The organism is Streptomyces scopuliridis (genome assembly GCF_042790125.1).
GTDB classification, from domain to species: domain Bacteria; phylum Actinomycetota; class Actinomycetes; order Streptomycetales; family Streptomycetaceae; genus Streptomyces; species Streptomyces scopuliridis_A.
Genome location: NZ_JBHTZS010000041.1, coordinates 11881 through 24489, shown reverse-complemented (window position 1 = coordinate 24489; position 12609 = coordinate 11881). Strand labels below are relative to the sequence as shown.

General features: G+C 68.7%; 16 protein-coding genes and 1 pseudogene. 10 read left to right on the top strand and 7 right to left on the bottom strand.

All coding sequences use genetic code 11. The features are described from left to right. Positions 1 to 73: 73 nt before the first annotated feature. On the top strand, positions 74 to 406 hold the full coding sequence (locus tag ACFRKB_RS35415) for a nucleoside triphosphate pyrophosphohydrolase family protein (RefSeq protein WP_383110722.1): 333 nt from the start codon (positions 74 to 76) through the stop codon (positions 404 to 406). Here ACFRKB_RS35415 and ACFRKB_RS35410 read toward each other — a convergent pair. After that, positions 357 to 1361: an MBL fold metallo-hydrolase gene (locus ACFRKB_RS35410; protein ID WP_383110721.1), complete on the bottom strand. Its 1005-nt coding sequence runs from the start codon at positions 1359 to 1361 to the stop codon at positions 357 to 359. The genes ACFRKB_RS35415 and ACFRKB_RS35410 overlap by 50 nt on opposite strands. Before the next feature lie 100 nt (positions 1362 to 1461). Between ACFRKB_RS35410 and ACFRKB_RS35405 the strand changes: the two genes are divergently transcribed. Beyond that, the gene (locus tag ACFRKB_RS35405) at positions 1462 to 2421 is read left to right on the top strand and encodes an AraC family transcriptional regulator (protein ID WP_383110720.1); all 960 of its coding nucleotides are present in this window, start codon (positions 1462 to 1464) and stop codon (positions 2419 to 2421) included. On the opposite strand, the gene ACFRKB_RS35400 is transcribed toward ACFRKB_RS35405, so the two are convergent. Together ACFRKB_RS35400 and ACFRKB_RS35395 are read right to left on the bottom strand one after the other, a co-directional pair. Then, positions 2422 to 2736 (bottom strand): hypothetical protein, encoded by a 315-nt coding sequence (locus ACFRKB_RS35400; protein WP_383110719.1) that lies wholly within the window; start codon positions 2734 to 2736, stop codon positions 2422 to 2424. Between the two features lie 151 nt (positions 2737 to 2887). Further along, positions 2888 to 3400 (bottom strand): tetratricopeptide repeat protein, encoded by a 513-nt coding sequence (locus ACFRKB_RS35395; RefSeq protein ID WP_383110718.1) that lies wholly within the window; start codon positions 3398 to 3400, stop codon positions 2888 to 2890. Between the two features lie 133 nt (positions 3401 to 3533). Between ACFRKB_RS35395 and ACFRKB_RS35390 the strand changes: the two genes are divergently transcribed. Continuing rightward, on the top strand, positions 3534 to 3758 hold the full coding sequence (locus ACFRKB_RS35390; RefSeq protein WP_383110717.1) for a hypothetical protein: 225 nt from the start codon (positions 3534 to 3536) through the stop codon (positions 3756 to 3758). Between the two features lie 60 nt (positions 3759 to 3818). Here the strand turns inward: ACFRKB_RS35390 and ACFRKB_RS35385 are convergent, their stop codons facing one another. Together ACFRKB_RS35385 and ACFRKB_RS35380 are read right to left on the bottom strand one after the other, a co-directional pair. After that, positions 3819 to 4325 carry an NUDIX domain-containing protein gene (locus tag ACFRKB_RS35385; protein ID WP_383110716.1) on the bottom strand — a complete coding sequence of 169 codons (507 nt, stop codon included), beginning with the start codon at positions 4323 to 4325 and terminating at the stop codon, positions 3819 to 3821. Continuing rightward, positions 4322 to 4828, bottom strand: a complete 507-nt coding sequence (locus ACFRKB_RS35380; protein WP_383110715.1) for a hypothetical protein — start codon at positions 4826 to 4828, stop codon at positions 4322 to 4324. The genes ACFRKB_RS35385 and ACFRKB_RS35380 overlap by 4 nt, the downstream gene beginning before the upstream one ends. A 121-nt stretch (positions 4829 to 4949) precedes the next feature. Between ACFRKB_RS35380 and ACFRKB_RS35375 the strand changes: the two genes are divergently transcribed. The 7 genes from ACFRKB_RS35375 (at position 4950) to ACFRKB_RS35345 (ending at position 10907) form a co-directional block, all read left to right on the top strand. Then, on the top strand, positions 4950 to 5261 hold the full coding sequence (locus tag ACFRKB_RS35375) for a hypothetical protein (RefSeq protein ID WP_383110714.1): 312 nt from the start codon (positions 4950 to 4952) through the stop codon (positions 5259 to 5261). 552 nt (positions 5262 to 5813) lie between these two features. Then, positions 5814 to 6239, top strand: coding sequence for an ATP-binding protein (locus ACFRKB_RS35370; protein ID WP_383110760.1), 426 nt, complete (start codon positions 5814 to 5816; stop codon positions 6237 to 6239). Beyond that, complete coding sequence (locus tag ACFRKB_RS35365) at positions 6236 to 6610, top strand: hypothetical protein (protein WP_383110713.1); 375 nt, start codon at positions 6236 to 6238, stop codon at positions 6608 to 6610. The genes ACFRKB_RS35370 and ACFRKB_RS35365 overlap by 4 nt, the downstream gene beginning before the upstream one ends. A gap of 456 nt (positions 6611 to 7066) precedes the next feature. Beyond that, positions 7067 to 8275, top strand: coding sequence for a radical SAM/SPASM domain-containing protein (locus tag ACFRKB_RS35360; protein WP_383110712.1), 1209 nt, complete (start codon positions 7067 to 7069; stop codon positions 8273 to 8275). Further along, positions 8272 to 8550 (top strand): acyl carrier protein, encoded by a 279-nt coding sequence (locus ACFRKB_RS35355; protein WP_383110711.1) that lies wholly within the window; start codon positions 8272 to 8274, stop codon positions 8548 to 8550. Before ACFRKB_RS35360 ends, ACFRKB_RS35355 begins: the two co-directional genes overlap by 4 nt. Further along, positions 8547 to 9755 (top strand): enoyl-[acyl-carrier-protein] reductase FabV, encoded by a 1209-nt coding sequence (gene fabV / locus ACFRKB_RS35350; RefSeq protein WP_383110710.1) that lies wholly within the window; start codon positions 8547 to 8549, stop codon positions 9753 to 9755. Before ACFRKB_RS35355 ends, fabV begins: the two co-directional genes overlap by 4 nt. A gap of 18 nt (positions 9756 to 9773) precedes the next feature. Next, positions 9774 to 10907 carry a polyprenyl synthetase family protein gene (locus ACFRKB_RS35345; RefSeq protein WP_383110709.1) on the top strand — a complete coding sequence of 378 codons (1134 nt, stop codon included), beginning with the start codon at positions 9774 to 9776 and terminating at the stop codon, positions 10905 to 10907. A 27-nt stretch (positions 10908 to 10934) separates the two neighbouring features. Here the strand turns inward: ACFRKB_RS35345 and ACFRKB_RS35340 are convergent. After that, positions 10935 to 11135: pseudogene (locus ACFRKB_RS35340) on the bottom strand (VOC family protein); the annotation flags it as partial. A 29-nt stretch (positions 11136 to 11164) separates the two neighbouring features. Continuing rightward, entirely contained in the window at positions 11165 to 12526 is a 1362-nt protein-coding gene (locus tag ACFRKB_RS35335) for an NAD(P)-binding domain-containing protein (RefSeq protein WP_383110759.1), read from the bottom strand. Positions 12527 to 12609: the final 83 nt, after the last annotated feature.

Sequence of the window (12609 nt, the reverse complement as noted above, 5' to 3'; positions counted from 1 at the left end):
GGGCCACTCCCCTCCCCTACTCTCTCCTCATACCTACCGCCGCCCTCCTCCCTCGATCATCCTTGGAGCCCACGTGCCGAAGCCTGAAGCCGACTGGCTGGACGAAGTGGAACGCATCGCCGCCGGGGCGATCGAGCGCTTCCCCCGCCACAACGACATCTTCCACCTCGTCTCCCGCCTGGCCGAGGAGACAGGCGAAGTCGCCCAGCAGATCAACCACTTGGAGGGCATGGGCGTCAAGCGCGAGCGCCACGGCGAACCGGACGTCGGCGACCTCACCAAGGAGATTCTCGACGTGGTGCGCTGCGCTGTGACCATCGCCATGCACTACGGCTGCGTCGACGATCTCCGGACGCTCACCTCGGAGAAGCTGGCCTCGTACCGGCAGGAGGGATGGGTGAGCTGACGCCGCCCTCATCCGATGCCCTGGCCGACGCGCTCTTCACCGGGCCGGCTGTCGCCCATGGGCCGAGGGCGAATCCATCGCTCTCCCGTCGGACTTCCAGGGCACCCGTACCACCGAAGTGCGCGGGGACGAGCAACTCCCGTTCATCAGCCGCCCGCCCGAGAATCCGACGGCGGCTGGCCACCGCCTGCTCCGGGGCCAGGCAGGCGTTGCTGTTGCAGCAGGGGTCGAGGATCTGCACCGGGCTGTGCAGCAGGTCTCCGACGAAGACTGCCCGGTCGCTCCCGGACACGAGTCGCAGCACCGACGAGCCGGGAGTGTGACCGGGCGCGGACTCCAGGGTGAGATGTTCGTCGATACGGTGGAGGCCGTCCCACAGCACCGCCTGTCCGGCCCGGTGGACGGGCGCGATGCTGTCCTCGTAGATCAGGCGGTCGACCTCCCGCACGCCGTTGCCGTACGCGTTGTCCGGACCGTAGTGGAAATCGTCCGCGGCGGGGATGAGATATGCGGCGTGGGGAAACGTCGGCGCGCAATGCCCGTCCATGTCAACGGTGTTCCAGCCGACGTGATCGACGTGGAGATGGGTGTTGACGACGATGTCGACATCCCGCGGGCGGACACCGGCGCTCGCCAGGAGGCCGAGGAAGTCACCCTGGGAGTGGTGGAACGGGCCCATGCCCGGTCGCTCGCGCCCGTTGCCCGCTCCGGTATCGACCAGGACGGTCCGCCCACCGCTGCGCAGCACCCAGCTCTGCAACGCGAGCACCACCATGTCGCTCTCCGGCTCCCAGTGGTCCGGTGCCAGCCAGTCCTCGTTGGCCTTCCAGACACCGGCGCCGGCTCCCGGGAACATGCCGGAGGCGGGCAGGAACGGTTTGTGCCACTCAACGACTCGGATGACCTCGACATCCCCCAGCACCATGCTCTGCACGCCCATGTTCTCGTTCGTCATGCGTTCGACCCTAAGAACGCCGAACGATCCTCTCAATGCTCACCCAGCTCAATGAAATACGAATCCGTCTCACGCCTCATAGGGGAGATACCCTGCGTGGATGGATGTGGTGAGCGACGCGATCTCCGCCGTACACCTCGGGCACCCCCGGTCCCATCGACTGCGCGTGAGCGGGAGCTGGTGCACGCGGCAGAATCCTTATGACGGCGCGGGCTTCTACGTCGTCCTGAAGGGCCACGGCTGGCTGCTGGCCGACGGCGGCGCGCCGGTGTCCCTCGGTGTGGGCGACGCGGTGCTGCTCCCTCATGGCACAGGACATGTGATCGCCGATTCCCCGGTCGACGCGGCGATCGCGGCGGAGACGGCGGTGCCGTTCGAGGAGTGGCTTGCGGAGACGGGGCAGCGGGACCGGTCCGATCGCGCCGAGACCGAGATGCTCTGTGGCACGTACTGGCTCGACTGCAGCCGCATGCACCCGCTCATGGCAGAGCTGCCCGAGGTCGTCCACCTTCCCCACCGAGTGGGCAGCCATGTCGAACTCCGCGCCGCGATCGACCTGCTCGCGGGCGAGCTGGACGAGAGACAGCCCGGCTCCTGCATCGCGCTCCCGAACCTGCTCGATCTCCTCCTCGTCTATATGATCCGCTCCTGGATGACCGAGAGCGGCAGCGGAGCGTGGCCCGGCGCACTGGGCGACCCGGTGACGGCCTCCGCCCTGCGGGCGATGCACTCGAACCCGGGCGCGCCGTGGAGCATCGACCGCCTGGCGGCGGAGGCGGGCGTCTCCCGTCCCACTCTGGCGCGCCGGTTCACCGCCCTGGTCGGCCGCCCTCCGATGACGTACCTCACGTGGTGGCGCGTGATCCTCGCCGCCACCCTGCTCCGCGGCACCCCGGACACCTTGGCCACCATCGCCGGCCGGGTCGGCTACGGCAGCCCGTACGCGCTCTCACACGCCTTCGAGAGGGAGTTCGGCACCACACCGGGTCGGTATCGCGCGCAGGCCGCGGATCGATCCGCTTCGGTCGCCGTCCGGGACAGCGTCCGAGCGCCCCGGTGATCACATCCAGCTGCCCCAGCCGAAGGTCAGGAGGTACGCGCGCCTGGCCGCGGTCCACCGGCGGCGCCCGCGGAGGACGACGACCATGAGGACCAGGGCGAACCAGGCCACAACCGCCCCACCGACGATCAGTGCCCACCGAGCGCCGCCAAAGGCAGCGAACAATGCCACCGTGACAACGGCAACGACGAGCCCGAGATGGGCGCCACCGGTACTCGTACGCAGCATCTCGCGCATGACACGACGGTCTTCCGCGAGGACCCGCTCGTACGCGTTCAGCTCTCGCCCCTCACCGTCCTGCTTCCCCAGCCCCACACGTCCCCCTCGCACGGGCCCGGCCCAAGCCGAGACCCCCTACCCACAGACGCTCAGGCTCGCCGGGCCGTTGCCTATCATCGATTTGCACAACACGGCTTGGACGAGTGAGTCCGAAGTAACGTCGTCCGCCCCTGGGGCGGGCCCGCTTCTACTCGGGGCGGCCGTCGGCGAGCCACTGGGCGAGGCCGCGCAGCCCGACCGCCCACCGCCCGAGGTCGGTGACCTCGGCGTGCCCGGTGACGACGGTCAGCAACTCGGCCACCGCCTCGTCCGACCGCTGGGCGTCGTTGAGGGTCAGGGCGCGGAAGACGCGTACGGAGTCGGAGTCGGGGAACTCCCTGTGGGCGCGGTCGAGCACCGCCAGCGACTCGTCCAGCTCGCCCAGCCACCGCAGGGTGCTGGCGTACTGGCACAGACACCGGCGCAGGACGTCACCGTCGAGGCCGAGAGCGAGCGCCCGCTCGTAGTAGTCGCGGGCGGTCTCCTCCTGGCCCGCGGTGTCGTAGGCACCACCCACCTCGTATACGAGGACTGGGTGGTCAGGGTGTTCGGCGAGCAGCGCCTGGAAGTAGGCGATCGTCGGCGCCATGTTCGCCCGGTCGCGCCGGTCGTAGCCACGCTGGATCGCCTCGGCCAGTTCGGGCGTCAGATCGGTCGCCACTGCTGCGCCCCCATGCATACGAGTCGCCTCTGAAGATCAACTCACCCTATCGCACCCGCGTTCGCATTTGACTGGTTGCATCCATCCCACCAAGCGGAGACAGACGACAGCCTCCGCATCGAAGTGAACGCCGGTGCCTACCTCCAGGCGTGGGAACAACGCCGATGTCTACGTGTTCGCCGTCCAGACCGCATGTGAACACACCAACTACGACCCGCTGGACACGGACAGCCTCAGCCTGGCATCCGTACGCACGGCCACAGGCAAACCGGCCCTCTTCGCCGACCTCGGTGACCGCATCCGGGCCGCAGACCCTCGCCTTACCGCCGACCCGCACACGGCAACCTGGACGACCTGAACCATTCCTGAACCCGCTGTAAGCACCCGCACCCGCACCCGCACCCACCGATGTCACGTTTCACCAGACCGCCGCACCGTCGCGCAGATACACCGGCCGTCCCTCGTCCAGTGCGCGCACAGCGGCATCGAGCCGGTGTCGCATTCGGGCTCCCACCAGTTCCCGTGCCTTGTGCAGAGTCACGAAACGGGCTTCGGACAGTTCCTCGTCGTGCGGGCGCAGTTCCTCAGCGGCGTCGAGGGTTCCGCCATCGAAGATGAACGCGATCTGGTCATCCCACGGGCCGTGCGGTGCGACCCAGTCCACGACCAGCAGTCCGCGTACGTCGATGTCCCTGCCCAGTTCCTCTCGCAGTTCCCGCCTGACCGTCTCCTCCGGGGGCTCATTCGCCTCGGCCATGCCGCCCGGCAGATCCCAGCCCGGCTTGTAAGTCGGGTTCACGAGCAGCACGCGTCCAGATGGATCGCGAAGGAGCACATCCGCCGCGACGCGCTTACGGGCCTGCTTGGCGTTGCCCTCGGCGAGGTACGCGTTCCAGGCGTCGGGGTCGGCGGGTGTGGGCCTCATGCAGGGATCCCTCCCCTGGGCGTGATGATGTCGGCGAGCAGCAGCATTCTCGCGCGCCGCGCGTCGTCGAACCGCGTCAGGTACTCCCGTACCGGCCGGTACCCCGTGTGAGGCTCCAGAAGTCGGCGAAGGTCGTCGAGTTGGTGTGCGACACGGATCGATCCCAGGGTGGGGCTTGTGCTGAGCAGATCGTGACCGACGCTCACTGCGGCGTCGAGGTCCCTCCGGAGCACGTGGATGCCGGCGAGGGTGATGCGGCTCAGGGCCAGAGAACGAGCCCGGCCCTCCTCCCGGAGCCGAACCGCGTCCTCAGCTTGTGTCAGCGCCTCTTCATACTGCTCCAGGTCGCGCAGTATCAGCGCCGATTCGCTGGCCAGCGCAGCCGCGTCGAAAGGGCTCAGCCACGGGTGCTCGTAGTCCGCGGGGGCATCCAGCGCGCCGAGGGCCTGTTCGAGGGAACGGGCGGGCGGCTGGCACGTACTGAGATACGGCGGCCAGGGCACGAGCGCGCATGGTGTGCAGCCGGGCCGTCAGGGCCGGGATTCTCGGTCCTTGGCCGACGAAGTCGAGACCGGCCTGTGCCCAGTGGGCCGCTCGGGGTGCGTCTCCGGTCTGTAGCGCCAGGTGGCTGCTGCTGGCGGCTACATGGGCGGCAAGCGGCAGGTCACCGGACGTACGAGCGAGGGGAAGCGCTCGGGCGAAGTGGCGTGCGGCGAGGTCGTCCTGGCCCGAGTCGTGGGCCATCCAGCCGGCCATCTCGGTCAGGGCCGCCGCTGCCGCGAAGATCTGCGGCCCGCTGCCGGCGTCGACCAGGCGCGCGGCGACCCGGTCGCCGAGGTGCCGCACGACCGCCCCGTACAGGCGTCCTCCGCCGGTCTGACGGTCGGCGGTACGGAAGGCGTCCATCGCGGCAAGGTCGTCCGCGTCCGGCGGTAGATCCACGTCCTGGCGCTGCGCCTCGACAGTCGGCGGCTCCCAGGCTCGTCGGGCCAGTCCTAGCAGGTGCCCAGGGATGTGGAAGGCGTCCGCGATCTGCTCGAACAGCGTCAGCTTCTCCACCCGGCTCTTGCCGTTCATGTAGTCGTAGAGCCGCCCCTGGGTGATCTCGACGGCGGACGCGAGACGCCGGGTGCTGACACCTCGGTGATTGAGGAGGCGGAACAGGGCGCCCATGTCACGTTCCGCACACGCCGCGAGCAAGCGAGCGTCATCAAGCATCCCCGCGACAATTTCGCGCGGGTCCGTTGTCTGGCGGTCCATCGGCCGTCCCCCTACTGCGCGTTGGCTCGATGCTACGTGCAGCAGCCGCTGGGTGACTCCATCTCGAGGTCACCTCTCGGAGTCTCCTGCGGTTCCGTCAACGTCGTTGACTGGTTATCAGCCGTCGGGCCGGGCCAAAGATTTCCCGCGCTCAGCGGCATGGAGAGAGCCCGGCCCTGAGTCCCCGACAGGGCCGGGGCCCCACCCCAAGGAGATGGCTCCGTGACGATGACCGCCGCCGAACCGAACGCGACCGGCCTGCCCGGGTACAGCGAGACTATGCAGTGCGAGGCCGAGTCCGTCGGCCGTGCTCGGCAGCTTGTCGCGGCGGCGCTCAGCATATGGGGGCTCGGCGACCTCGCAGACAGGAGCACGCTGATCGTCTCCGAGCTGGTTGCCAACGTCATCAAGCACACCCGGTGCCGCCTGGTCCACGTCGCGGTATGGCGCCTCACGGACGACTCGGTTCGGGTCGCGGTCGTCGACGGGTCTCGCGATATCCCGAGGATGGCTTGCTCCAGTGACGACTCCGAGGACGGCCGCGGTCTGGTACTTGTCGATGTCCTGAGCGATCGCTGGAACTACGAGTGCCAGCGTTCCAGCAAGATCGTCTGGGCGGAGCTGGGTCTCAAGGCCGAGGAACCCAAGCAATGAGGTGGCCAACGGGTGCTCCTCGCATCGCCCTGCGGCTTCTTCCCGAAGGCGAGCTGACCCGGAATACGCATCCGGAGGCATGCGTCGAAGTCTCCTTCGGCCCCTTACGGCCGTCCGACGAACCGGACATGGTGATGGTCCCCGCGCCTCTGCGTATCACTCCCGCTGACCTTGTTCGGCTCCGCGTGGAGGCGGAACTGGTGTTGGGGGAGATCCGCGTCGAGGTCATGAGAGCGGAGATCGCCTGGGAGAAGGCGCTCGGCGGGTGGTACGAGGAGGGGCGCGCCGCGGTCGAGTCCCGACAACCCGACACGGCACTCCTGGTCCGGGTCCTGGAGGGCCTTCACAAGAAGGATCTTGTGCCCACGTAGTTCCCACACGCTCTGCCCAGCCAGGGGAAACGGCATACGGTCGGCCGGAATTGTCCGGTGTCCTTTCCCCGAGGACCGTCACGCACCGCTGAGATCACACGCCATCACGCTGACAAGGAGACGCATGCTCAGTTCCGGGCCAGCCCCCATGCCGCTGCGAATAGGAACCTAGGGGTGGACGGGGGCCGACGCCTGGATGCGACCGCCGCGATGCCCGGGCCGGCGCGGTCATGCGCGCCGCGTCGGTCCGGTTGACCGCACGGTCACCTCCCCGGTGCCCCGGCAGGGTGAGGTGACTACGACTGACATCGGACAGGGAATTCAGGAACAACTCTGTGCCTCAGAGACGCGCTCCGCGGCTCCGAGGGTCACCGCGAGCGGGCGGCCAACGGGTCTCTGCTCTTCATTTTCCACTGGCAGCCGGGCACGGTGCTGTGCCTGGCGGAGGAGTGTGCCGTGATCAAAGAGGGATTACACGAGTTCGTCGAAGGCCGTGACGTGGTGGTGCCGTACCGGGGCAAGTACGCGGTCAAGACGCCGGACGTCTTCGCCCGGGTGCGTGAGGGATGGGCCCGGGTCGGGCTCGACCCGGCGTCGGCATATCTACCGATGCGGGTGGAGATGGAACTCACCACCAAGTGCAACGACTCCTGCGCGCACTGTGGAATGGGTGCCCTTCCGTTGGCTGAAGGGCGGACGCTCACCAACGCGCAGATCCGCTTCTTGCTGGATCAGTTCACTTCTATCGGTCTTCCGTCCTTGGCGATCACTGGCGGAGAGCCGTTCACGGCGTGGCGGGCCCTGCTGATGATGCTGGAGGGAGCCCGGGAGCGCCGGATCGACATCTCGAAGCTGACGACGAACGGGTGGTGGGGCACACGGGCGCGGTGCGGGCCGGTGTTCGACCGCTTGGAACATGCGGGGTTCCTGGAATCGCGGCTGTTCGTACCCCTGCTGATGCTGTCGGTGGGCGAGCAGACCACACCACTGAACAACGTCGCGCGCATCCTGCACCACGCGGTCGGCCGCTACAGCGACCGGGAGTTGAACGTAGCGGTGTCCTCGCTCGCCGATCCGACCACCCGCGACCATCGGATCGATGAGCTGATCGCCGTGTACGAGAAGGCGTACGGGACCTTCCCGCACGACCGCGTGCATTCCACGATGCGGGTGTACCTGAACAACAAGCGCCTGGACTCGCAGGGAGAGATCAACCGGCCCGGCCACACTCCGGTCGCGCGGTGGATGGACCGCTGTTTCGACTGCTTCGCGCCCACCGTCGGCGCGTACATCCTGCCGACCTCTCTGCTCAAGCAGAATGGGGACTGGTACACCTGCGCGGCATTCAATGTGCCGGAGAAGCTGACGTTCGGGAACCTCTTGCGTGAGCGCGCGACGGACGTCATCGGCCACGCCAACCGGTCCGCCTACGTGGCCCGAGTGCGGGCCGGCCACGGGCTGAAGGCGCTGCACGATGTCGTACCGCGCTCGGTCACGGAGCAGACCCCCTGTACCAGCTTCTGCGACTCCTGCACGCTGCTCATCGACCGCTTCGACAAGGAGACCGGGCAGGTGACCGGGCGCAGCAGCCCGGTCCCACTGATCCCCATCGCCGCGCTGCTCTCCCGTGGGGACGCCACGGCGGGAGCAGGAGGCGGAGCGTGAGTGACCGGACCGCGATGTTCGTCGTAGAGGCCCTCGCCTCGATCACCGGCCGCCCGCAGGAGGCATGCAGGCAGCCCGACGCCGTACTCGAACACGATCTCGGCGTGGACAGTCTCGCGCTGCTCGAAGTGGTGGAGACCCTCCAAGAGCGACTGCGCATTACTGTCCCGGACGAGGTGACCGCCCGTGTCCGAACGGTCGCAGACTTGCAGGATGCGGTGCGACCTCTGGACACCGCATCCGCGTCTACGACCCCGAAGGACACAGCCTCATGAGCGAACGCGTCATCATGCCCCGAAACCGCGGCTTCCTTTTCATTGACTCCCACCCCGCGGGCTGCGAGCGAGTGGTGAAGGACATGTGGCAGGCCGCCGCCCCACCGGTCCCCGTTCCGGACAGCGCGCCCGTCGCGCTCATCATCGGATCGTCCGCTGGGTACGGGCTGGCCGCCACCATCGCCGGTCTGGCACGGGTCGGCATCCGGGGCATCGGTGTCAGCTTCGAGAAGGCGCCCGAGCGGCGCACCGGGACCGCCGGCTGGTATCGCACCACCGCCACCGCGGAACTCGCCCGTCAGCACGGCCGCGACATGGTGTTCCTCAACGGTGACGCGTTCTCGGACGCGATGAAGGACCAAGTCGCCGAACTCATCGAGCAGCGCTTCAGCGGACGGCTCAACTATCTCATCTACTCGGTGGCCGCCCCACGCCGTACCGATCCCGACACCGGTGTCACCTATGCCTCCGTGCTCAAGCCGATCGGTGAGGCGTACCGGACGAAGACCCTCGTCTTCGACGGCGGCGGAGAACCGGAGGTGAAGGACGTCGAAACGCAGCCGGCCGCAGGCGACGACATCGACCAGACGATGGCCGTGATGGGCGGGGCCGACTGGGAGCGGTGGATCAACCACCTCGCCGATCGGCGCCTGCTCGCAGACGGCTTCACCACGGCCGCACTCTCGTACATCGGCTCCACACTGACCGGCGCGATCTATCGGCAGGGCACCATCGGCGCCGCCAAGACCCACCTCGAACAGACCGCGCGCACGCTGGACGAGCGCCTGGGCAAGCTCGTCGGCGGCCGGGCGGTGACCTCTGTCAACGCGGCGGCCGTCACCCAGTCCAGCACCGCCATCCCCGGAATCGCCCTCTACGTGGGGCTGCTGCACGGCGTCCTCGGCGACGCGATGGTGCCGCCCATCACCCAGCTCGCCGAACTGTGGGACCAGCTCACCGGATCCCGCCCACTCGACCTGGACGACGAAGGCCGCGTACGCCTCGACACCTGGGAACTCGACCCCGGCGTCCAGGCCGCCGTCGCCGAACGGTGGAACACCGCCACCACCGAGAACATCACCGAGCTCGCGGACATCCGATGGTTCCACGCCGAGGTCGAACGGCTCTACGGCTTCGCCGTGCCCGGCATCGACTACACCCAGCCGGTCGAGACCGATGTCCCCTGGCCCGACCACACCCCCTGACACCCCCTGAGGAACGCCATGCACGAACCGTCCCACGGCACACTCATCTCCTGGCAGCAGGTGCTGGAAGCGAAGCTCCTCCGCCTCGCCGCTGACACGCAGTTCACCGCCCGGATCAGTGAGCCGCACGTGCACCAAGCGGCCGTCGCCTACGTGACCCGCCCGAGCAAGAGGCTGCTCGGCATGGCGTTCCTCCACGCCGCACACATGCTCAGCGCCGACCAGTACCGCTTCCGCGACCTCGTCGCCGTCGCGGCCGCGCTGGAAATCCGGCACGGCGCGATCCTCCTCCACGACGACATCGTGGACGGGGACACCCAGCGCGGCGGTCACCCCACCGCTCACCACGCCCTCCGGAACTCGTTCGGCACAGAGGCAGCGAGCGCCGCCCTCCTCGCCGGCGACATCCTGGCCGGCATGGCGCCCCTGCCCATCCTGCGCTCCGGTCTGCCGGGCTCCGTACAGTCCCGTCTGTGCGAACTGTTCCAGGCGAACACGGCCCTGGTCGCCGCGGGACAGATCGAACAGCTCCACCTGGACGTGCGCCGCGAACCCAACACGGTCAGCGAGGACGAGATTCTCCGTATCCACGCCGGGCAGTTCGCGCCGTACCTGATGTGCTCGATCCACCTGGCCAGTGCGCTGGCCGGCCTCGGCGACACCACGCTCGCGCGGATCACCGAGGCCGGAGTCCCTCTGTGCCAGGCGTTCCAGGTACAGAACGACCTCGCCGGATACACCGAACTCGCGCGGGTCCTCACCAGCGATCCGGAAACCGAGTCGGCCCTGACCCTCGCGAACACATCCGATCTGGCGCGGCGGCGCCGGACCGTACTGGTCCGAGCCGCCCTCAACCGGCTCCCCAGGGCGGGTCATTTGCAGCTCACCGCCTACCTGGACGGCGCCGACACCGATCTCCTCACGGTCATCAGACTGATCGAGGCGTCCGGCGCCGCCGAGCACTGCACGGCGCTCATCACCAACCTGCAAACCCAGAGCCGGAAGAACATCAGCAACGATCCGGAACTCCCGTCAGAGACGCGGGCCGCACTCACGACGACCTGGGACTACATGAACGCGCTGTACGACCCGGCCTCGCCCACCAGCCGGCTCTACCTCGAAGCGCGGACAGACCTGATCCCCACGGCCTAAAGGATGACGCCCGGAGCGATGTAGCCATACCTCGATGCCGAGGTGGTCCATGCGTGTGTCCTCGCCTGGTTCGCCTTCGACGAGTACGAGTTTGAGCGGCGGCTCGGCGATGGCGAAGTTGGCGTAGCCGTCGCGGAGTTTGGCGGGTTCGGTACCGAAGAGGTCGGTGGAGAAGGCGATGGAGGCAGCGAGATCGGGGACGCGGAGGGCGAGCTGTACGCGGGACATGACGATCCCCCTTCTGGGGTGTGAGGGGGTCAGCCGCCGCTCGACGGGGCCGGGGCGCCGATCTGGAGTGTGGCGGGGGTGGCGCAGCAGCCTCCGCCGTTGCCGTCCGTTGCGGACGTGGCGGGTTCGTCGAAGAGGCCCGCACCGCCGCAGACGCCGCTCTCCGGCAGGGTCAACTCGACGCGTTCGGCCGCCTCGTGGTCCCCGGCGAGTGCGGCGGCGATGGAGCGGACCTGCTCGTAGCCGGTCATGGCGAGGAAGGTGGGGGCGCGGCCGTAGCTCTTCATGCCGACCACGTAGACGTCCTGCTCCGGGTGTGACAGTTCCTTGGCGCCGTGCGGGTAGACGGTGCCGCAGGAGTGGACGTTCGGGTCGATCAGCGGTGCGAGTTCGACCGGTGCCTGGAGCCGTTCGTCCAGGCCGAGGCGCAGCTCTTCGAGGAAGGTCAGGTCGGGGCGGAAGCCGGTCAGGGCGATGACCTCGTCGACCGGGTCGAGACGGCGGCCGTCCTCGGCGGTCAGGACCAGCTGTTCGCCGTTGTCCGAGATCTCCGCTGTACGGAACCCGGTGACCGCGTCGGCGTATCCGTCGTCCACGGCCGCCTTGGCGGCGAGGCCCAGCGCGCCGCGGGCGGGCAGTTCGTCGGCCTCGCCGCCGCCGAAGGTGGAGCCGCTGATGCCGCGTCGCAGGATCCATACCGCGTGTGTGCCGGGGGCCTCTTTGGCGAGGTCGGCGAGGTGGGCCAGGGCGGTGAAGGCGGAGGCGCCGGAGCCGATGACGGCTGTGCGCTTGCCCGCGTACCGGGCCCGTACGGCTGAGGACTTGAGGTCGGGGACGCGGTAGGAGATCCGGTCGGCCGCCGTGCGCTCGCCGAGTGCGGGGAGTCCGTCGCCGCCGATGGGGCCAGGGGTGGACCAGGTGCCGGAGGCGTCGATGACGGCGCGCGCGGTGATCCGTGCCTCGGTGCCGTCCGGGTGGATGAAGTGGACGGTGAAGGGCTGCTGCTCGCGGTCGGCGTCCACGACGCGGTCGCGGCCGAGGCGGGATACGCCGGTGACGCGGGCGCCGAAGCGGACCCTGGTGCCGAGGGCATCGGCGAGCGGCTGGAGGTAGAGCGCGGCCCAGTCGCCGCCGGTGGGGTAGCCGGCGCCGTCGGGAGCGGTCCAGCCGGTGGGGGCGAGGAACTTCTCGGCGGCCGGATCGACCACCTCGGCCCAAGTGGAGAAGAGCCGTACGTGACTCCATTCCCGTACGGCGCTGCCGGCGCTGTCCCCGGCCTCCAGGACCAGCGGCACGATGCCGCGTTCGACCAGGTGGGCGGCGGCGGCCAAACCGACCGGGCCTGCTCCGATCACCACGATGGGCAGGTCGCCGGCGGGCGCCTCGGTCATCGGCACGGTCACGGTGACTCCTCTTGTTTCGACATCTGTCGATGGCTTGCGCTGCCAGGCTTGCACCTGATTCGACAAGTGTC

Coding starts and splice junctions, on each gene's coding strand:
- ACFRKB_RS35410 (WP_383110721.1), bottom strand. CDS start 1,361: ATGACGAACGAGAACATGGGCGTGCAGAGCATGGTGCTGGGGGATGTC.
- ACFRKB_RS35405 (WP_383110720.1), top strand. CDS start 1,462: ATGGATGTGGTGAGCGACGCGATCTCCGCCGTACACCTCGGGCACCCC.
- ACFRKB_RS35385 (WP_383110716.1), bottom strand. CDS start 4,325: ATGAGGCCCACACCCGCCGACCCCGACGCCTGGAACGCGTACCTCGCC.
- ACFRKB_RS35370 (WP_383110760.1), top strand. CDS start 5,814: ATGACCGCCGCCGAACCGAACGCGACCGGCCTGCCCGGGTACAGCGAG.
- ACFRKB_RS35365 (WP_383110713.1), top strand. CDS start 6,236: ATGAGGTGGCCAACGGGTGCTCCTCGCATCGCCCTGCGGCTTCTTCCC.
- fabV (WP_383110710.1), top strand. CDS start 8,547: ATGAGCGAACGCGTCATCATGCCCCGAAACCGCGGCTTCCTTTTCATT.
- ACFRKB_RS35345 (WP_383110709.1), top strand. CDS start 9,774: ATGCACGAACCGTCCCACGGCACACTCATCTCCTGGCAGCAGGTGCTG.
- ACFRKB_RS35335 (WP_383110759.1), bottom strand. CDS start 12,526: ATGACCGAGGCGCCCGCCGGCGACCTGCCCATCGTGGTGATCGGAGCA.